15 protein-coding genes and 2 pseudogenes are annotated in these 20,981 nt (G+C 36.8%); 4 read left to right on the top strand and 13 right to left on the bottom strand.

All coding sequences use genetic code 11. The features are described 5' to 3' along the window. Nucleotides 1-130: 130 nt before the first annotated feature. The gene (locus ACQKMR_RS19905; protein WP_427698866.1) at nt 131-1,015 is read right to left on the bottom strand and encodes a DMT family transporter; all 885 of its coding nucleotides are present in this window, start codon (nt 1,013-1,015) and stop codon (nt 131-133) included. Further along, on the bottom strand, nt 1,008-1,973 hold the full coding sequence (locus tag ACQKMR_RS19900) for a DMT family transporter (protein WP_427698865.1): 966 nt from the start codon (nt 1,971-1,973) through the stop codon (nt 1,008-1,010). Before ACQKMR_RS19900 ends, ACQKMR_RS19905 begins: the two co-directional genes overlap by 8 nt. 116 nt (nt 1,974-2,089) lie before the next feature. On the opposite strand from ACQKMR_RS19900, the gene ACQKMR_RS19895 reads away from it, so the two are divergent. Then, on the top strand, nt 2,090-3,433 hold the full coding sequence (locus ACQKMR_RS19895) for a PLP-dependent aminotransferase family protein (protein WP_427698864.1): 1,344 nt from the start codon (nt 2,090-2,092) through the stop codon (nt 3,431-3,433). 481 nt (nt 3,434-3,914) lie between these two features. Here ACQKMR_RS19895 and ACQKMR_RS19890 read toward each other — a convergent pair whose 3' ends face one another. The 10 genes and pseudogenes from ACQKMR_RS19890 to ACQKMR_RS19845 form a co-directional block, all read right to left on the bottom strand. Continuing rightward, nucleotides 3,915-4,514: a nitroreductase family protein gene (locus tag ACQKMR_RS19890; RefSeq protein ID WP_427698863.1), complete on the bottom strand. Its 600-nt coding sequence runs from the start codon at nt 4,512-4,514 to the stop codon at nt 3,915-3,917. 124 nt (nt 4,515-4,638) lie between these two features. After that, the gene (locus ACQKMR_RS19885; RefSeq protein ID WP_427698862.1) at nt 4,639-5,616 is read right to left on the bottom strand and encodes a ring-cleaving dioxygenase; all 978 of its coding nucleotides are present in this window, start codon (nt 5,614-5,616) and stop codon (nt 4,639-4,641) included. A gap of 810 nt (nt 5,617-6,426) precedes the next feature. Next, a complete protein-coding gene (locus tag ACQKMR_RS19880; RefSeq protein WP_427698861.1) occupies nt 6,427-6,870 on the bottom strand; it encodes a MaoC/PaaZ C-terminal domain-containing protein in 444 nt (147 codons plus the stop codon). A gap of 194 nt (nt 6,871-7,064) precedes the next feature. Next, nucleotides 7,065-8,531, bottom strand: coding sequence for a GntP family permease (locus ACQKMR_RS19875; RefSeq protein ID WP_427698860.1), 1,467 nt, complete (start codon nt 8,529-8,531; stop codon nt 7,065-7,067). Between the two features lie 181 nt (nt 8,532-8,712). After that, the gene (locus ACQKMR_RS19870) at nt 8,713-9,507 is read right to left on the bottom strand and encodes an enoyl-CoA hydratase/isomerase family protein (RefSeq protein ID WP_427698859.1); all 795 of its coding nucleotides are present in this window, start codon (nt 9,505-9,507) and stop codon (nt 8,713-8,715) included. Between the two features lie 190 nt (nt 9,508-9,697). Beyond that, nucleotides 9,698-11,251, bottom strand: a complete 1,554-nt coding sequence (locus ACQKMR_RS19865) for an acyl-CoA synthetase (RefSeq protein ID WP_427698858.1) — start codon at nt 11,249-11,251, stop codon at nt 9,698-9,700. Nucleotides 11,252-11,680: 429 nt separating this feature from the next. Then, nucleotides 11,681-13,048, bottom strand: a complete 1,368-nt coding sequence (locus ACQKMR_RS19860) for a sigma-54 interaction domain-containing protein (RefSeq protein WP_427698857.1) — start codon at nt 13,046-13,048, stop codon at nt 11,681-11,683. Nucleotides 13,049-13,522: 474 nt separating this feature from the next. Further along, nucleotides 13,523-13,624: pseudogene (locus ACQKMR_RS19855) on the bottom strand (2-oxo acid dehydrogenase subunit E2); the annotation flags it as partial. 43 nt (nt 13,625-13,667) lie between these two features. Then, on the bottom strand, nt 13,668-14,651 hold the full coding sequence (locus tag ACQKMR_RS19850; protein ID WP_427698856.1) for an alpha-ketoacid dehydrogenase subunit beta: 984 nt from the start codon (nt 14,649-14,651) through the stop codon (nt 13,668-13,670). A 15-nt stretch (nt 14,652-14,666) separates the two neighbouring features. Beyond that, nucleotides 14,667-15,659: a thiamine pyrophosphate-dependent dehydrogenase E1 component subunit alpha gene (locus ACQKMR_RS19845; RefSeq protein WP_427698855.1), complete on the bottom strand. Its 993-nt coding sequence runs from the start codon at nt 15,657-15,659 to the stop codon at nt 14,667-14,669. 800 nt (nt 15,660-16,459) lie between these two features. Here ACQKMR_RS19845 and ACQKMR_RS19840 point away from each other — a divergent pair. From ACQKMR_RS19840 to ACQKMR_RS19830, 3 genes are read left to right on the top strand one after another with little or no spacing between them, the layout of a single operon-like run. After that, the gene (locus ACQKMR_RS19840) at nt 16,460-16,942 is read left to right on the top strand and encodes a MarR family winged helix-turn-helix transcriptional regulator (protein ID WP_427698854.1); all 483 of its coding nucleotides are present in this window, start codon (nt 16,460-16,462) and stop codon (nt 16,940-16,942) included. Continuing rightward, nucleotides 16,939-18,663 carry an ABC transporter ATP-binding protein gene (locus ACQKMR_RS19835; RefSeq protein ID WP_427698853.1) on the top strand — a complete coding sequence of 575 codons (1,725 nt, stop codon included), beginning with the start codon at nt 16,939-16,941 and terminating at the stop codon, nt 18,661-18,663. The genes ACQKMR_RS19840 and ACQKMR_RS19835 overlap by 4 nt, the downstream gene beginning before the upstream one ends. Continuing rightward, nucleotides 18,660-20,519 (top strand): ABC transporter ATP-binding protein, encoded by a 1,860-nt coding sequence (locus ACQKMR_RS19830; RefSeq protein WP_427698852.1) that lies wholly within the window; start codon nt 18,660-18,662, stop codon nt 20,517-20,519. The genes ACQKMR_RS19835 and ACQKMR_RS19830 overlap by 4 nt, the downstream gene beginning before the upstream one ends. Before the next feature lie 78 nt (nt 20,520-20,597). Here the strand turns inward: ACQKMR_RS19830 and ACQKMR_RS19825 are convergent. Then, nucleotides 20,598-20,981 (bottom strand): annotated as a pseudogene (locus tag ACQKMR_RS19825) (group II intron maturase-specific domain-containing protein); the annotation flags it as partial.

Below are 20,981 nucleotides of genomic sequence, written 5' to 3'. Positions count from 1 at the left end.
TATAGACCTATATATCTCCTATTTGGATTATGCGTTTTAATGAATGATGCTGAATTTGATAGAAATCTTTTCTACTATGTTAATTTTGTAAAATTAAAAACTAACGAACAATAACATACATAATAAAATACTACTTTCTTATCAACTTTGTTATTATTTTTTCGTCTGATAAAACTAATGACATCATAATAACACCCATTCCAACCAACTGATGAATGGACAACGCTTCATGTAAAAAGAAAAAGCCTAAAATCATTCCTATGACAGGCACAAAATAATTACTAAATGACGTAAATAACGCCCCTTCTTGACGAATCAGCTTATTAAATAATGCATAAACAACACCTGCATGGAAAATGCCTAAAATGACTAAGTAAATAGATTGAGATCGTTCTAAATCCAATTTGAATGATTGCTCAAACAAAAGGGACATTGGGACGAGCATTGCACTGGCAATCAGTAATACATTTCTCATATGGATAACGGGGGAACCCTCGTTTAATTTCTCCAGGATAATCAATGATAATCCAAAACTCATGGCTGCTAATATCAATAGGATATTACCCTGAATGCTGTTGAAAAGATCTTGAAATCCGTGTGTAGGCCAGGAAAGAAAGACAATACCTGCAAATCCGAATAGGATACTTATAATCTCCGGCATTGTGCTTTTTCTTTTGAAAAATGCTATTAAAAAGAGGATGGTAAAAACAGGAACCATTCCAATCAACATCGCTGCGACACTGCTAGGCACCGTTTTCTGGCCTTGTGCAATGAATGCAAATGGCAGTACAACCTCGAAAACCGCAATGATTATATACCATTTATAATAACTCTTATTTACTCTTCGCTCTTCTTTCGATAAGAAAAAACCAATGAAGAGTAAACAGATACCACCTATACATGCTTTGATGGCTGACAAAGTAATAACCCCAACATCATCTATAACTAATGCAATAAAGAAGAATTGAGATCCCCATATACAACTAATCAAGAGTAATAAAACATATTTATTCATTCACTTTACTCCCCTTTTTCACCAATGGATCGGCAATAGTCTTACTAATATGCTTTGACCGATTACTACCAAAATAGTTCGTGCCAATTACACCAACAAGAATAATCATTGCACCTACAACGTGATAATAGTGAATGGATTCATGTAAGAAAATCACCCCAGCTATGATCGTAATCAATGTCGCTAAATTACTAAAAACGCTCATTTTAGAGGCAGGTAATATAGATAATGCATAGTTTGATAAAAAACCAGTAAGCAGTGACGATAATGCACCAAGATATACGATTGAAATGAGAAATGAACTACTTGTTAAGGGTAAAAAAAAGCTACTAATTGATTGGTTAATTATATGGTTGATGATGGCCATACTATTAAAAGCAACAAAACCAAAGAACGTCATCACATAAGTTAACGTAAATAGTGAATATTGCTTTGTTAATGTCCTTGCTACCACATTATAGAAAGCGGCAGCAATCGAGGATAATAAGATCAGTATCGTTCCTTTCAAACTGTGAGCCTCAAGTTGCAAGTCGTTCATGACAAAGATAAAGATAACCCCCATCACAGATAAATAAAGAAAAAATTTTTGACCTTTACCAGCATATTCTTTCAAAAATAATGAAGCTGATAATAACGTAAAAATTGGTATGGTCGCTTGGATAATACCCGCTTCTGAAGATGAGGTATAAACGAGGCCAAACACTTGAAAGGTAAAGAATAAAATTGGATAAAGGAATACCAACGGAAGAATCTTTAAAGTGTCCTTTGCCGTCATCTTCACTGAAGTCCTCCTATACAGCTTTAAAATTATAGCGATCAAAAAAGCCATCGTAAATCGATGTGCTAAAGTATCTAGCGGACTCGCTTCTATTAATGATATTTTTGTAAAGATAAATGAAAATCCAATAATAATGGCATATACTATCGCCGCAAAATAAGCTTTTTTTTGTTCTGACATATGCGTAAGCCCTCCTTTTCATCCCCCGGCCGGTTGTTAGTATCGTATTAAAAGTTCCACTACGATACAATACAAAGAAGAAGCATCTGTAACGGTACAGTTTATAGGAGGTATCCATGCTAAAATACGTAGCTTTGTTTAATGAATTTGAATCTCTCATCCAGAATGGACAGCTCAAAGCGGGCTTTAAACTCCCATCTATTCGTCAATTAAGCGATAAACATCAATGTAGTAAAAGTACTGTCTTGAAAGCCCTGCAAGAATTGGAAAAGAGGCATTTAATCTACGCGGTTCCTAAAAGTGGATATTATGTCGTGCAAAAAGAATTTGATGCTAAAAGTGAACCAACTTCGGAAATCGATTTTGTTACCTCCGCTCCTGCTTGGCATCAATTTCCGTATCATGACTTTCAACATTGTATCAACAAAGCTATCGATACCTATCAGCAAGAATTGTTTATCTATGGCACTCCAAAAGGACTTCCCACTTTAATTAAAGTGATACAAAAACAATTAGAACAGTATCAGGTATTCGCAAAAGAAGAACAAATTTTCATTACATCTGGCGTGCAACAAGCACTTTCCTTATTAACGTTCATCCCATTTCCAAATGAACGTACCCATATACTTGTAGAACAGCCCAGCTATCATCTATTTGTGGAACAATTGAAAGCGTACAAGATATCCGTGCTAGGAATCCAACGAACAGCAGAAGGTATTGATTTAGGGGAATTAGAGCGGATTTTTAGAAGTCAGGAAATTAAATTTTTTTATACGATGCCTCGTTTTCATAATCCGTTAGGAACTTCTTACTCTAAAAAGGACAGAGAAGAGATACTAAAGCTTGCTGTAAAGTATGGTGTTTATATTGTAGAAGATGATTATTTAGCAGATTTTGAAGAAAATTTGAAGGTAGACCCTATTTTTTCCGAGGATACTCATCATATGGTCATTTATTTAAAAAGTTTCTCTAAAATAATGTTTCCAGGATTACGCATAGGTGTCGCCGTATTGCCTAAATCATTAGCGGACAGCTTCCAACTTTATAAAAGAACAGCGGATATTGATAGTTCAATGATTTCACAAGCAGCCTTGGAAATCTACATAAAAAGCGGTATGTTTGAACGTCATAGAAACAAAGTACGTCTATCCTATTTAATGCGTGCAAACTTGCTATATGATGCTCTAGAAAAGCACTCTACTCTAGGCTTTTATCGCCCAGCATCCATATGTATGAATGCTCATATCGTACTACCTCAACGTTTAAATAGTGCTCACCTCATCAAAAACTTACAGAATCAACAAGTACTGGTAGAGACGGTAGGGCAAAATTATATAGACGGCTTTCACCAAGAAAAAATATTAAAATTAAACGTGTCCAATACAAATATACAAAAACTAGACCAAGGAATAGCTCTAATTTTTAAAGAATTGAATAACAAACAGAACTATTACTTATAAACTAACTTAAAATGCAGCTTTACATTTTGAAATATCATTTTATTATCAGGATAACATTTACATTTGTAATTCTGAAAAAGCATGTTTCAAAATGAGTACAATCTGAAGGAAGGAACTTCTAATTAAAAGAAGTTCCTTCCTTTATATTAATATCAACAATAACCCTTAATATAGCCTAAAACAAAAAAGACTGTTGGCAAAAGGGGTTCTATCTAAATGTTAAAACAAAGTTGTTTGTAACGGAAAGGTGCGAGACTCCTGCGGGAAAAGCGCGTCAAAGGGAGATCCCACAGGCGCAAAGGGCGCCGAGGAGGCTCCCGGACCGCCCGCGGAAAGCGAGTGCCCTACGTTCCAATCAACGTTCATATTTTATAATTCCTCAAAAAAACTGTAGACAAACTCAATTATTTATCGAGTTTGTCTACAGTATGAGAGCCAATTTAGAATTGGCTCTCAACAAAATTTTTCTTACTAGTCCACTTTATTTATAAAATTTAATACGGTCTTCAAGTGGTTGGAATTCTTTTTCTCCCGCTGGAGCTGTTGGATTACCAAATGGCATTTGCGCAATAAGCTTCCAATTATTTGGTATACTCCATTCTTTTTTCACTTCATCATCAATTATTGGATTATAATGCTGCAAAGTTGCTCCTAATCCTTCTGCTTCCAGTGCTGTCCAAACAACAAGTTGATGCATACCTGAGGTGTGTTGTGACCAGATTGGGAAGTTATCAGCATAAGTTGCAAATTGTTCTTGAAGCGATTTCACAACAGATTCATCTTCCAAGAATAATATTGTTCCGTAACCAGATTTAAAGGAATCCATTTTTTGTTGAGTACCTGTAAAATCTCCCCCTCCAACCACTTTTCTTAACGTTTCAGTCGTAATATCCCATAATTTATTATGTGCTTCACCAGTTAACACAACAAGACGGGAAGATTGAGAATTAAATGCCGATGGGGTATGTTTTACAGCAAATTCAACAATCTCTTTAATCTTTTCATCTGATACTTTTACCTCATTATTTATTCCATAAATTGAACGTCTTTCTTTAATAGCTGTATAAAAATCTTTAGTCATAACTCATTCCTCCTGAACTATTTTTTAAATGTATCTTGAATCATTCTTTTCATATTATTTCTACATGTTTTAGTATTAGGCACAAACTAACATATAATTCGTTTAAAGATGTAATTTACATCAATTATTCTTTAATGAATTCCTTTGTACTTCTTACTGTATCAATTGGACGAACTAATTTTTCGATTTGTTCACGTTTTGGTTCTAAGAACGGTGGTAAAGATAATTTTTCTCCTAGCGCTTCGTATGGCTCATCTCCCATAAAGCCAGGGCCATCTGTTGCAAATTCGAATAAAATTTGCGGTGCCACTCTTACGTAAAGCGACTCAAAAAAGTGACGGTCTACATAACCAGACGTTTGAAATTGGAAGCTTTCCATTCTTTTAATCCATTCTTCTAAAACAGAACGATCTTCAACACGGAATGCAGTATGGTGAACAGTACCAAAACCTTGCCGCGCTTGAGGAAGAATCGCATTATGCTCTACAATTACTTGAGCACCATTTCCACCTTCTCCAACTTCAAATAAATGAAATGATCCTTCTTTACCTATTTCTTTAAATAATAATACTTTTTCCAACATTTCTTTAAAATAATCAAAGTTGGCGATCCGAATAAAAATGGGGCCTAATCCTGTAATAGCATATTCTAAAGGAATTGGTCCTTTTTGCCATGGTATACCGGCAGCAACGCCTTCATTGTTTTCATCTGAAATCAGTTGATATTTCTGGTCATCAAAATCAACAAATGAAATGACCTTTTTACCAAATTGTTCTTGAATTCCGGTATTTTTAACCTCTAGACGATCAAAACGTTTAACCCAATACTCTAATGCTTCATCATTTGGTACACGGAAAGATGTTTTTGAAATTTCATTAGTGCCATGTACTCCTTTTGGAATACCAGGGAAGTCGAAAAAAGTCATATCTGTACCTGGACCACCAACATCATCTGCAAAAAACAGGTGATATGTTTGAATATCATCTTGGTTAACCGTTTTTTTGACTAAACGCATACCTAATATATAAGTGAAAAATTCATAATTCTTTTCTGCACTACTTGTAATGGCTGTTACGTGGTGGATTCCTTTTAATTCATTCATTTATATTCCTCCTATCAAAATCGACAATTTGGCTAATTGGGTACTACTGCTTTTAGACTGATTCACTCATTCGTAATCGGTTACTACATTTTCCCTTTAAGGTCGATTGTCTATTCAGGTGATATTGTGTTTAGAGTTTTATCTCCAGTTAAATTATCTTGAATTAATATATCTCTATTTAAAGATAATTTATCATGGATAACATTTGCTGTCAACAACATTACCTCAAGTTAATATATCTTAACTTCAAAATAGTTTAAGGCAAAAAAACACCCTTGTCCATTTTCATTTCTATAATAGGAGAAATTGATTCTAAATATTCTCCGAAAGAATTATGGAAACAGAATATCCATTTTAAGCAAATGCCATATTTGAATATGGGTTACTGCTATAGCTATAAGTCGCGGTAAAGACGATCAATCACTTCTTTGGCAAAATTGAATCAGAATTAAATGTGTTTCAATACGAAAGCCCCCAGGAAAAAACAAATCCTTTACGTGAGGGCTATTTCGTTTTGTTTTTTTATTTTACGTGACGCAATTCCCCTTGTTTTCCGGATGAAGAGTTTGTACCATCATTTTCTTTTGACTTCTTAGAAGAAAGATAAACTCCTGCGAAAATAATCAGTTCTTCCTCCTACCGCCCGTTTAAATTCTGTGCCAAGTTTTGGGGTAATACTTTTACTTCGAATTTCCTCTTATACTCATAAGCTAATTCGATAGACTAGACTAATGATAGTGAAAATAGTCCAAAACTCGTTTTACCTGCTCAAATATTTTTAAGTTTGTCGCCTAATAAATCAAATGATTACTATATTTTTACATCGGCATCAGAATTGACCATTATTTTCATATTGGCTATGGCTACAGTTTCTTCGTTTTGTCTCTTTATTTCTTGGATGACTGTTACAACACCTTGATAGCCCTTTTCAAAAAGGTCAATCACCTTTAATTCTACATGTATCGTGTCCCCGATAAAGGAAGGATTTATAAATCGAACTTTCTCCAAGCCATAAAATGCAACGACGATTCCTGGTTCAAAATGAAATAAGCCGGTTGCAGCCGAAAGTATAAGCATTCCGTGGGCTATCCGTTGCTTAAATTGTGTATTTGCTGCATACTCCTTATCAGTATGGAGGGGAAACCAGTCACCGCTAAATGCAGAAAACATTACTAGATCTGCCTCGGTTATAGTACGTCCTTTCGACACCCACGTTTCACCGATTTCATATTGATGGAAATATTTATTAAACATTATTTCATTCTCCTTTTATTTGGGATTAAATCAATAGGCGGAAAATTCAGATATCAAATACTATAGACTATATAATTTAGTGATAGTTCTTAAAATCAACACAAATATTTTCATATAGAAGACGTATTATTCCATGTAAATAGCGTTTAAAGCTAGAAATCGAAATGTATTTTCCTATTCACAACGGCAAATATTTAAACGATGGCAAACAAGGTGAATATACCAATTACAAAGAATACAGCAAGTGTCTTTATAATGGTAATAACAAAAATGTCTTTATATGCCTGGCGATGTGTGAGTCCCGTAACAGCTAGAAGAGTTATTATAGCTCCGTTATGTGGCAAAGTATCAAATCCACCTGCTGACATAGCAATGACACGATGTAAAACTTCCAACGGAATGTCAAAATGAGCAGCAGTTTGTATATACGTATCCGCCATTAAACTCAACGTAATACTCATCCCACCAGATCCCGAACCAGTAATGCCGCACAAAACATTTGTCATGATCGCCCCATTAATTAAAGGATTCGAAAACATTCCAGTTAGATAATCTTGTACCACAGTAAAGCCGGGTAAAGCTGCAATCACACCCCCAAAACCATATTCGGTTGCCGTATTCATGGTTGCAAGCAATGCTCCACTAATGCCTATATTAATACTCGATTTGAAATTTAATTTTACAGCTTTAAAGTTTATTAAGACGATTGCTATTATCCCGAGAATAAGAGCCATCTCTACAGACCAGACACCAATAACTTTAGACATATCAACATTTCCATAATCTTTTAACCCAATAGTAGCAAAATCAAATCCTTTGGCATACCAAAGAGGAAAAGACTCAGTAAAAAACTTATTCACCACTCCGACTAACACCAACGGAATAAAAGCAAGCCAGTCTTTTCTACTTATAGCTTTTTCAGAATCCCTTCCCAACTTATTAGTCGTTTCCACCGATATAGCAGAACTAGCTGCCATTTCTGCTTCAGCAGCTTCCCTATCAATAGCTTTATCTCCAATTCCAAAATACCCTTCACCGTTTCTAGCTGCCTTATGTCGACAATGATTTAAGTATAGAAGGCTCAAGGAAATGATAAATATTGCCCCAATAATTCCTAATGTCGGTGCAGCATAGATATTAGTTCTAAAGAATCCCGTTGGAATGACATTCTGAATTTGCGGAGACCCTGGAAGTGAATCCATGGAAAAGGTAAAAGCACTAACTGCAATTGTCGCAGGAATTAAACGCTTTGGGATATTAGCCTCGCGAAACAGCTGAGCAGCAAATGGATAGATGGCAAACACTGCAACAAACAAACTAACTCCGCTATAAGTCAGGATTGCTCCCATTATTACAATGGCTAGAATGGCTTGTTTAGCCCCGATAAAACGGACAATAATTTTAGCTATGCTCTTTGCAACACCGCTTATTTCAACCATTTTCCCAAAAATAGCACCTAGTAGAAAAACCGGGAAATATAATTTAACAAATTCAACCAACTTAACCATAAATATATTAGAGAAGAAAGGTAAAACATGTCCAGGATCCGTTAAAAATACAGCAAACAAAGCGCACAATGGTGCAAAAAGTATAACAGAAAATCCTCGATATGCTAGAAACATAAGTAATCCTAGTGAAATAATAATAATCATTACATCCATATTGATTTCCCCCTTTTTCTCTAAGTATAATAAGTTATCATTTGTGCTGTTTTGATTGCATTGCCCCAAAGCTTCTTCGGCATTATAGTTCACTTTTCTTGTGCACATATAGTAAAAAACTCTAAATAATTTCCCGAATGAATCCATTGTTTCTTTTAAATAACTTTATTTTCATGAGGGATTACTGATCAACGAAATTTGGCTCTCTTTTATTAATAAAGGCCTCAACGCCTTCCTTAACGTCCTTAGTCTGAAAAACATGACCAAAATTTTCAGCTTCAATCACGAGCCCATCTTCAAGTGTTTGTTCATAACCATAATCAATAGAATGCTTTGCAAAAGTTAAAGATTGTAAAGAATAATTGCAAATACATTTTGCAATTTCCATTGCTTTTTCTAAAGATTCCCCCTTTGGCACAACATGATTAACAAGCCCTATTTGTTTGGCCTCTTCTGCATTCAGAGGCTCTCCAATAAAGATCATTTCTTTTGCTTTGGCTTTACCTATCAGTCTAGGAAGTCTTTGAGTTCCTCCTGCACCTGGAAACAACCCCAATTTAATTTCAGGAAGCCCAATCCTAATTTGTTCCTCCGCAATTCGTATATCACAACATAAGGCAAGTTCACATCCTCCACCTAATGCTAATCCGTTGAGTGCAGCTATAGTTGGTCGAGATAAACGTTCAATTTTATTAAGTGGTTCCTGAAGCCAAAGTGATTTCCCCTTTCCTTCTTCCACTCCTTTTCCAATCCATGCTGGAAATTCTTTAATATCCCCTCCAGCAACAAAAGCTCTTTCGCCTTCACCGGTAAGGATAATGACCTTAATATTGTAATCGCTTTCAATTTCATCTACCGCTATATTCAATTGTTCTATAACATCTGCGCTTAATACATTAACAGGTGGATTATCAATAATAATCGTTGCAATATTACTCTGTTTTGACCATGAAACAACTTGATCCTTATTCTTCATCGGTTTTCCTCCTCAACCTAAAGTGTACTTGTGGGTTCCAGATGCTCTGGCATTGTTGAAAAACGTACATCAGTGGATAAACCCTATGATAGAATCCTTTGTGGTTATGTGCATTTTTAAAACAAAGTGAAATAATGTATTCACAAAACCTTTTTATAGTACCTTTTTTAACCTTTCAGAAATTCCTTATTTATTCCATACCACTAAACTGTTTTCGGAGAATAAACTTTTGAACCTTACCGGATGGGGTACGTGGTATTTCATCAACAAATGTGACCTTTCTAGGTTTTTTGTAGCTAGCAAGATGTTCCTTACAGTAATTAACGACATCTTCCTCCGTAAGTTTGGCTCCTTCTTTTTTAACAATAACAGCACATACAGCCTCAATGTATTTCGGATCAGGTATACCAATTATAGAAACTTCCTTCACTTCCTCATGGCGGTATAAGACATCTTCAATTTCCGCTGAGTAAATGTTTTCACCACCGCTTCGAATCATATCTTTTTTTCTGCCTGCAATTGATAGATACCCATCATGATCGAATTTTCCCATGTCTCCTGTTTTACACCACCCATTCACAAATGTTTCCATTGTGGCATCAGGTTTCCTCCAATAACCCTCAGAAACCGCTGGACTTTTAATAGCGATTTCACCAATTTCACCAACAGGCAAAGGCGTTCCATCCTCATCGATAATATTAATTTCTGTAAGTGGCATTGGCTTTCCAACGGTATGGCCTTTTGTAAAAGCATCCTGAGGTTCAAGCGAAGCCGCAATTGGTTGTCCTTCAGTTAACCCATAAACTTGTACAACTCCAATTTGAGGAAACCTCTTTTTTAATTGTTCTAGTGCCCATGGCATTAGCGGGTCACCACCTGTATAAATAGTTTTTAAAGATTTTAGCTGATATTTTTCATTTTCAGGCAAATTTAGCATTTCATAAATCATGAAAGGAAATAAAAAAGAATCGGTCACATTTTCCTCTTCAATAACGGAAAGAATTCTTTCAATCTCGAATTCTTGGCTTTTTGTAATTATTACCCTTCCACCCATCAGTAGCGTGGGAAGTGCGATATCTTCCATCGCTCCAACATGGTATAGTGGTCCTGTCGTCATCGCAACTTCTCGCCCTGTAAATTTCCATTTCAGTGCTTGTATCGTGGAAAACCAGAAAGTTGTATCATGAGTCCAAATCGCACCTTTAGGTCTTCCCGTTGTTCCTGATGTGTACATAAGCATGACTGGATCGTTTAATTTAATGTTATCGACTTTGACCTCATCTACCGAACCACTTTCTAAAACACTCCATGACTCAGACCAACCTGGGGTTGAGGCATTTCTATGAGGAAGACAAAAATAACGCTCAACAGAAACATGATTACAAACTGATTCCAGCTGATTGGCTAAGTTAGAATGGAAGCACAATATTTTTGTCTGTGAATCATTTAATGCATACTCAAGCTCAGCACTTGAAAGCCTAAAATTAAGTCGAACTGCAATCGCACCGATTTTCGCAATGGCAAAATATAGACTAAAATATTCGAGACAGTTGTAAAGTAAAATACCGACACGATCCCCTTTTCGCACTCCAATTTCGTAAAGCTTGTTTGCATACGCATTTGATATAAGGTGGAGATCCATGTACGTCATCGACTTTCCTACTTCTTCTTTTATTGCTATTTTTCTAGGATTTATATTATTTAAATCATTCGCCATTTTTCTTGTGATAAAACCGATATCCAATGAAATTCCTCCTTTTCAATTTAAAAATAACAGACAAAATTTAGGCCGCTAAATTCAATAATGTTCAAATCAATTCTCAAAATTTCTAAACGAGGCCCCCTTACATGCTATTAAATTGCCCCCTCGTCTTTATCGTTTTCTTTCCTCCTTTCTTCTAATTTTGAATGCAAGATTCATTCCAAAACGGAAAAAATCCTTACTGACTTACTGTCCTTAATAATCGAGGAAAACCCAATAACTTATTTTCCGATTATTCGGAAAATAAGTTAAAAAAAATCAACTGAAGTAAGATCAGTTGATTTTTCATTCATTGATTTTCATATTTTATAGCCTTGTTTCACCTTAAATGTGAACTATATCAACATTAATACGGAAATTAAAAAATAAATCCGGGATTTCGGAATGAATTCTGAAATCCCGGATTTATTTTTATTGGTCAGAAATCTGATATTTTCTAATTTTATCGTAAAGGGTAGAATTCCCTATCCCAAGAGCTTCCGCAACCCTTTTTTTATCAAACTTAAACCTCCTTAACGCTCTTTCGATTTCCTTCTTTTCTGTTTCCTCTACACAATCCTTTAAACTTAATTCTTTCATATTCACCTTATGAAGTTTTAGATAATCAGGTAAAGCATCCTTTCCCATTACCTCTTCATTTGATAGATGAACACCTGCATCAATCACATTCTCTAGTTCTCTGATATTCCCTGGCCAGTTATATTGCTCTATTATTGAAATCACCTCAGGGTGTATGGAGGTTACTCGTTTTCCTATTCGAGATGTGATTTTTTTAAAAAAATAATCTACAAGTAAAGGGATATCTTCAATTCTATCTCTTAAAGGAGGAACAAATAATTGGACAGCATTAATTCTATAAAATAAGTCTTCACGAAATAGCTTTTCTTCAACCAATTTTTCTAAAGGGCGATTTGTTGCAGCAATCACTCGAACATTTAGTTTTTTTGGGTAAAGCGAACCTACAGGCTCAAACTCTTTCTCCTGAAGGACCCTTAATAACTTGACTTGCATTTGCTGAGGCATATCACCAATTTCGTCAAGGAAAACCGTTCCACCATCAGCAAATTGAAACTTTCCTATTTTACCTCCCTTTTTTGCCCCTGTAAAGGCACCTTCTTCATAACCGAAAAGTTCAGATTCTAACAAGTGTTCCGGAATTGAACTACAATTTATTTTCACAAGCGGTTTGTCGCTTCTTCCACTTAACTGATGAATGCTATGTGCTATTATTTCCTTGCCTGTACCGCTTTCTCCTCTAATTAGTACAGAGATATCACCTCTAGCCAACCTTTTCACACGTTCTTTTAACTGTTGTATTTCTTGAGAAGTTCCAATTAAGTTGTGTAAGGAATACTTTACTCCATTTGTAACATCTATTTCATTTCTGTAAAAATTATGTTTTGTCAGTATCTCCTTAATGTGACTATTCATTTTATTCCAGTCATCAAGATCACGAAACATTATTGTCCCGATTGCACCAATTATTTCATTATTTTCGATTATAGGAATGCGATTGGCGATAACAAAATCACCACGAAGAAAATGTATATCAGCGATTTCCGATTTACCTATTTGCACTACAAGGTGTAGCCTTGTATTTTCAATTATATTCGTCACATGTTCACCAATCACTCTGTCGCGTTCAACATTTAAAAATTCACAATATTTATTGCTAATGTATTGAATTTTCCCATTACTATCGACAATTACAATTCCATAATATGTACTTTCAAACACTATATCTAATAGTTTATTATTGGAGAATTGTCCAGTATTCATCTTAAGCTCCTTTACCTAGAATCCTTTACCATATAATACCACGCATTTCGATCAATATATATTTACGAAGTGAAAATTCATCAAAAATCACAACTGAATAAAAGAAATCGGGGGAGATATTATGTGCCCTCCCTAGCGTAATCAAACGGATTAGTTTTTCACGCTTCTATAGTTGACTTTATTTATCGAAAAAAAAGCCTGGCAACCTTATTATAGTTGCTAGACTTAAGTTCATTTTTAAGATTCAACCCCAATATAAACACTATTAAAGGCCTTAATGATTATAATCCGTATTATGTGAACTAATATAAAATTCACCTTTTCCATTTCCTTTACAATACTCTTCAAGTGCTTGGTCTATACGAATCTCTGTAGCCTGTAGTCTAGTCTTCAATAAATACTGGTATAGTTTATTTTGCCGACTTGCTTCAACGTATAAGATTCGAGTAAAATCAAATGCCGTTTCAATGATTTTTTATTCATGCGTACTTTTTGGTCAAGTTCACGGACATCCTTGGCGATTTCCTTAATTGGTTTTTCATCGGCATGATCAATCACGGGAACAAACAAAGCATCCCCCAGATGGAGGATGCTTTGTTTGTTCTATTTTAAGGTTCATTCAATAGGCAACAAGGTCCCTCAGTGCCTTTTCCACTTTTTCAGGATTCACCATAAAAGATTTTTCCAATGGCGGAGAATATGGCATGGCTGGAACATCCGGGCCGGCGAGTCTCATTATTGGTGCATCCAGATCAAAAAGACAGTTTTCTGCAATAATGGCTGACACTTCACTAATAATGCTTCCTTCTTTATTATCTTCTGTAATTAATAGAACTTTTCCAGTTTTGCATGCTGCTTCAATAATGGCTTCTTGATCTAATGGATAAATTGTTCGTAAATCAAGTATATAAACAGATATCCCATCACTGGCCAATTTTTCAGCTGCCTGAAGCGCAAAATGAACACAAAGGCCGTAAGTAATAACTGTAACGTCCTCCCCGTAACGCTTTACATCTGCTTTGCCAATAGGTAATACATAATCATCTGTCGGTACTTCTTCTTTAATTAGGCGATATGCACGTTTATGCTCAAAGAAAAGAACTGGGTCTTCATCGCGAATAGCTGCTTTCAATAACCCTTTCACATCATATGGCGTGGATGGCATGACAATTTTCAGCCCTGGTTGATTGGCAAATATAGCTTCTACGGATTGTGAATGATATAGCGCCCCATGGACTCCGCCGCCATATGGAGCTCTAATGACTATTGGACATTGCCAGTCATTATTAGAGCGATAACGAATTTTTGCAGCCTCCGAAATAATTTGGTTGATTGCAGGCATGATAAAATCAGCAAATTGCATTTCTGCAATCGGCCTCATTCCATACATAGCTGCACCAATGCCAACGCCTGCTATGGCTGATTCAGCAAGCGGAGTATCAATAACCCGTTGTTCTCCGAATTGTTCGTATAAACCTGTTGTTGCTTTAAAAACGCCGCCTTTTTTTCCTACATCCTCACCTAGTACAAATACACGGGAATCGCGTTCCATTTCTTCACGTATAGCCATTGTCACTGCATCTATATAAGAAATTACAGCCATCTTCTTTCCTCCTTACTAATCTGCATAAACGTATTTCGATAGCGTTTCTTCATTTGCATATGGAGCTTTTTCTGCATAATCAGTCGCTTCGTTCACAACGTCCATTATCTCGTCATTAATTTGTTTCTCAAGTTGATCATCTAGGACCCCTGTTGCTTTTAAATAGGCACCAAATGTAATAATCGAATCTATTTTTTTTGCTTCTGCCACTTCATCAGATGACCGATACATACTGTCATCATCATCGCTCGAGTGGGGTGTTAACCTGTATGAAACCGTTTCTATTAAGCTTGGCCCCTCACCGCGCCTGCCTCTTTCCGCGGCTTCTTTTACAACCTGGTAAACTTCAATCGGATCATTTCCGTCAACCGTTACTCCTGGCATGCCATAACCAATGGCCCTATCTGATACTTTTTTACACGCTAACTGTTTTTCAATCGGAATGGAAATGGCATATTGATTATTCTCGCACATCAAGATAACCGGGAGTTTATGAACGCCAGCAAAATTTGCTCCTTCATGAAAGTCTCCTTGATTGGATGAACCTTCTCCAAAAGTAACAAATGAAACGATATCTTTCCCTTCCATTTTTGCAGCTAGTGCAATTCCAACAGCATGTGGTACTTGAGTGGTAACAGGCGAGGAACCAGTCACGATACGATTCTTTTTTTGCCCGAAATGACCGGGCATTTGACGACCCCCTGAATTAGGATCTTCTGCTTTTGCAAAACTGGATAACATTAAATCCTTAGCAGTCATCCCAAACGCAAGCACTACTCCAAGATCCCTATAATAGGGAAGGACATAATCCTTTTCACGATTTAATGCAAACGCAGCCCCTACTTGAGCGGCTTCTTGTCCTTGACAAGAAACAACAAATGGGATTTTCCCAGATCGGTTTAACAACCACATCCGCTCATCTATCCGCCTTGCTAACAACATCACTTTATACATCCCAAGCACTTTATCATCACTGAGACCTGCCTGTAGATGACGGTTTTCAACCATACGTCATCATCCCTCCTAATAATTAAAACTTTTTTCTTTTAAAACCGAATGTTAGTCCTCATACTGGCACCCTTAAATGCAATACGGAGCGCTGTATCATAAATCACAATACTTTCTTTTTAACTGTTTGTTTGTCTGTCTCGACAAAATTTGGTTATCTATCCTCCATGGATGAAAAATCTCTATTATGTAATAAATCTTCCATTTAACACCATTACATTCTCATTTACGTTATCATCTAGTATTATTACCTGGTACTAACTTAATGCAATATTATCCTAACACTTTTTATCTCATATTTTCAACTAATTCCACTTTGTTAACCAGATTATTTTCTTGTCTATTTGAATTAAGAGCAAATCACAAACAATCCATAAGGCATCGTTAAAAGCATTGCTTTATCACTAGTCTTCTCCACTTTCATAACACTTTCTAGGGTAGCAAACGGACTTTGGTCAATAGAGAGCTCTATATACTATAAAAAAATTCACTTAATTACGTAGTTTAATATTGTAAAACAAAATTGTGCCAAGCTGTATCCTTATTGAACTAGTTGTTTCTATACCTAAACGATTAATCGAGTTACTAGAGAAATCCCTTACCTTCTTTGTTAAAAGAATTTAGACCTTGACTGAAGTTTAAAACTTGCTTTTTATGTTAGCACTAAGGGCAAGATACACACTGAAATGATGCAATTGTTTTTTCTTGACTAAGCGGAAAAATAGATGTAAATTTAAATAATTCATAAAATGAACTGTTCGTTATGGAACAGTTCAGAAGAGGAAGAATGGTGATGTTGAGTGGAGAGTGAAAATCAAGAATTTATGCGTTCAGTACAACTATTACGTTCATTTGGGAACGTGCAGAAAAATATTATGCGATTCGTTCAAAAAACAGCAGTAGAAAATGGATTATCAGTTCCACAATATTCTATTTTGATGACCATTATCCTTCACAAAGAGATGACGCAAAAAAACGTTGGGGAGAAAACATTTCTTCCAAAAAGCACACTGAGCCAATCTGTTGATGGTCTCGTTCGAGCAGGCATGCTCCATCGTGAGCATGTGGAGGGCAACCGGCGTGAAATCCAGTTGTCAATCACCGAAAAGGGAAAAAATTTGTTAAAAACGGTTCATATGCATGAAGGCAGTATTCACCAAATCTTTCAAACGGTCATTGAATTGCTTACTGAAGAACAGTTTGAAGAGTTGCTTGAAACGCATCTTCAAATTACAAACTATTTAGAAGCACAAGCAACAGAACAAGGAGAGTGTACAAAATGATAAAAATACTGAAAAATTTATCCGTTTATAAGTGGATTATTTTGGCAGTTTTCGGTCTAGTCTTTGTTCAATCAATGTCGGACCTCTTTTTACCTACACTAATGGCCGATATTATTGACAAAGGTGTCGTTCCTGGAGACACATCCTACATTTGGAAAATTGGTGGTATAATGCTGTTAGTTTCAGCTCTTGGCGCTTGTGCTTCTATTATCGCAAGCTACTATTCGTCAAAAGCAGCAATGGGAATGGGACGCGATGTCCGCCTGAAAGTCTTTAATCATGTTGAAAAATTTTCGTTACAAGAATTTGACGAAATCGGTACCGCGTCACTAATTACACGGACGACCAATGATATAACACAAGTCCAGCAAGTGGTTATTATGATGCTTCGTATGGTTATCAGTGCACCTATTATGCTAGTCGGTGGAGTGATTATGGCCGTTTCGAAGGATGCCAAATTATCCCTTGTTATTGTCGTCGCCATGCCTCTGTTGATTGGTTCAATCCTGCTTATTCTATATAAAGGTGTGCCTCTTTTTCAAACGGTGCAAAAACGATTAGACCGGTTGAATCTTGTATTACGAGAAAATTTAACTGGGATTCGCGTCATTCGTGCCTTTAATCGTGAAACCCAAGAGAAGGAACGTCTTAAGAAAGCGAATAAAGAATTGACAGATGTCTCGATTAAAGTAAATAAAGTTATGGCGTTTATGATGCCTATAATGATGCTTGTCATGAACTTGACGGTTGTTGGTATCATTTGGTTTGGTGGAGTTCGAATTGATAACGGCGGTATGCAGATCGGGGACTTAATGGCCTTTATCCAATATGTGATGCAAATTATGTTCGCACTTGTTATGGCTTCCATGATGTTCGTTATGGTTCCACGTGCTGCTGTGTCAGCAACGCGGATAAACGAAGTCCTTGACATGAAACCGTCATTCCTAGATGAAGGAACAGAAAAGGCAGATCGTGAACACGGTAAACTGGAATTTGAACATGTGACGTTCAGTTACCCAGGAGCAGAAGAACCTGCATTATCGGATATTAGTTTTTCTGCGAGACCTGGTGAAATCACTGCAATAATCGGTGGAACAGGTTCAGGGAAATCAACGCTCGTCAATTTAATCCCTCGCTTTTATGATATTTCAAGTGGAGCTATTCGCGTCAATGGTGTTGATATTCGTAAGGCATCACAAGATGAAGTTCGTTCAAAAATTGGCTTTGTGCCACAAAAAGCCATCCTTTTTACGGGTACTATTGCTGAAAACATTCGCTTTGGAAAACAAACCGCCACACAGGATGAAATTGAGCATGCGGCTCGTATTGCGCAAGCAGAAGATTTTATTAGTAACATGAAAGACGGTTATCATGCAGAAATCGAACAAGGCGGCTCAAACCTATCAGGAGGACAAAAACAACGACTTTCGATTGCGCGAGCTCTTATTCGAAAACCAGATATTTATATATTCGATGATAGTTTTTCTGCACTTGATTTTAAGACAGATGCCAACCTTCGTGCAGCCCTGAAAGATGAAACAAAAAATGCGACGGTGTTACTTGTTGCACAGCGTGTTAGTACAGTCGTAGACGCTGACCGAATCATCGTGTTAGACGAAGGACACATTGTAGGTATGGGTACACACCAAGAGTTGCTTAGCACAAACGACGTATACCGTGAAATCGCCTTATCACAGCTCTCAGAGGAGGAAATTGCATGAGTAATCAAAAAAAACCTCAAAGCGGAGGTCAGATGGGGCATGGTCCTGGTGGCGGAAACATGATGATGATGGGTCAAAAAGCAAAAGATTTTAAAGGAACACTAAGACGTCTCTTAGCCTATTTAAAACCGCGGCGCAACAAATTGATTGCCGTGTTCTTCGCTGCAATCATGAGTACGATTTTCATGATTGTCGGACCAAAAATCATGGGAACGGCGATTACGGAATTATTCGAAGGAGCTTACGGGAAATTTCAAGGAATTCCAGGAGCAGCTATTAATTTTGATAAAATTGGCCAGATTCTTCTATTACTTGCTGGACTGTATGTCTTAAGCAGCCTTTTCAACTATGTACAACAATACATTATGTCTAGTGTTGCACAAGATACAGTATATGATCTTCGGGAAGATGTTAATAAAAAGCTTGAAAAACTTCCTCTCAAATATTTTGAAGGACGTCCAAACGGAGAAACGCTAAGCCGAATGACAAATGACATTGATACAATCGGGAGCACCCTTCAACAAAGCTTAACGCAGTTCATCACATCAATTGTAACTATCTTAGGGATTATCATTATGATGCTTTCGATTAGCCCGTTATTGACATTAATCTCGATTGTCAGCTTACCTTTGTCAATATTTGCAATCCGGCCCATTTTAAAAAGATCCCAAAAACATTTTGCTAATCAACAACGTACACTCGGACAATTAAATGGGCACATTGAAGAAATGTATACTGGTCATCAAGTCGTAAAAGCATTCGGACATGAAAAAAAGGCTAGCGCCCAGTTTGATATGGTTAATGAAGAATTGTATAAAGCGGGAAGCAAAGCACAGTTTATATCTGGTATCATCATGCCCATGATGTTCTTTATCGGAAATTTGAGCTATGTCCTTATTAGTGTTGTCGGTGGGATATTGGTAACGCAACGTTCGATCTCAATTGGTGATATTCAAGCATTTATCACATATTCAAAACAGTTCACCCAGCCTATCACACAAACAGCTAACATCGCAAACATTATTCAGTCGACGGTTGCAGCAGCTGAGCGTGTCTTTGAGCTACTCGATGAAGAAGAGGAAATGAAAGAAAAAACGACAACTAGTATAAAGAGAGCAAATGGCGCTGTAACTTTTGAACATGTAGACTTTGGATATGGAGAAGACTTATTAATTAAAGATATGAACATTGATGTCTTGTCTGGACAGACGGTCGCAATTGTTGGACCGACTGGTGCTGGAAAAACGACAATGATAAATCTCTTGATGAGATTTTATGAACTCAATGGCGGAAAGATAAAGATTGATGGTCTTGATACACGGAATATGTCTCGGAATGACCTTCGAAAGAACTTTGGGATGGTGCTTCAAGACACGTGGCTCTTTAATGGTACGATTAAAGACAATATCGCTTATGGAAAAAATGGAGCAACAGATGAAGAAATTTTCGCAGCTGCTCGTACGGCACATGCCGACCACTTCATTCGAACACTACCAGATGGTTATGATACAGTCTTAAACGAAGAAGCCTCGAACATCTCACAAGGACAAAAGCAGCTTTTGACAATCGCACGTGCTGTCCTTGCAGATCCACCAATCATGATATTGGATGAAGCGACGTCGAGTGTGGACACTCGGACCGAAGTCTTTATCCAAAAGGCGATGAACCGACTGATGCAAGGACGGACTAGTTTTGTAATTGCCCATCGTCTCTCAACCATTAAGGATGCAGATTTGATTCTGGTTATGGATCAAGGAAAGGTGATTGAGCAAGGAACGCATTCAGAACTATTAGAGGTAAATGGTTTCTACGCAGATCTTTACAATAGTCAGTTTACTGAAAATGTAGCTGGATAATAAATCGAGTAGGAGGAGGCGCCTAGCCTCCGACCTCTCACACCACCGTACGTACCGTTCGGTATACGGCGGTTCAGTTTAAGTCTGACGTAGTTTTGTATATCGTTCATATAGATTTACTAACCCTTGGTTGGTGCCAATAAACATTATTAAGGGTTTTATCTAGAATAGGACTATGCGCTATGCGCCAATAACCCTTTCTGCTATTTCCCCATTCATATACTTTTCCAAATGGGACGCCTAATCCCTTAAGTTTCCTCACTCTCGTTCTTGGCAATTTCCATTGTTTTTATAGGCACATCTGAGTCTTTTTCGAATCCATGAATCTAAATTCTTCAATACGTTCGGAGTATCAATGAGGGCGAAATACCCCATCCAACCTCTAAGGTATTGCTTTAACTTATTTATTCGGAGTTTCATGGGTATCGGTAATTTTCTCGAGGTCATTTCCCTGATTCGTTT

This window comes from Peribacillus sp. NPDC096540 (genome assembly GCF_050278525.1).
GTDB lineage: Bacteria > Bacillota > Bacilli > Bacillales > DSM-1321 > Peribacillus.
This window is presented reverse-complemented; position numbering and strand designations above follow the sequence as displayed.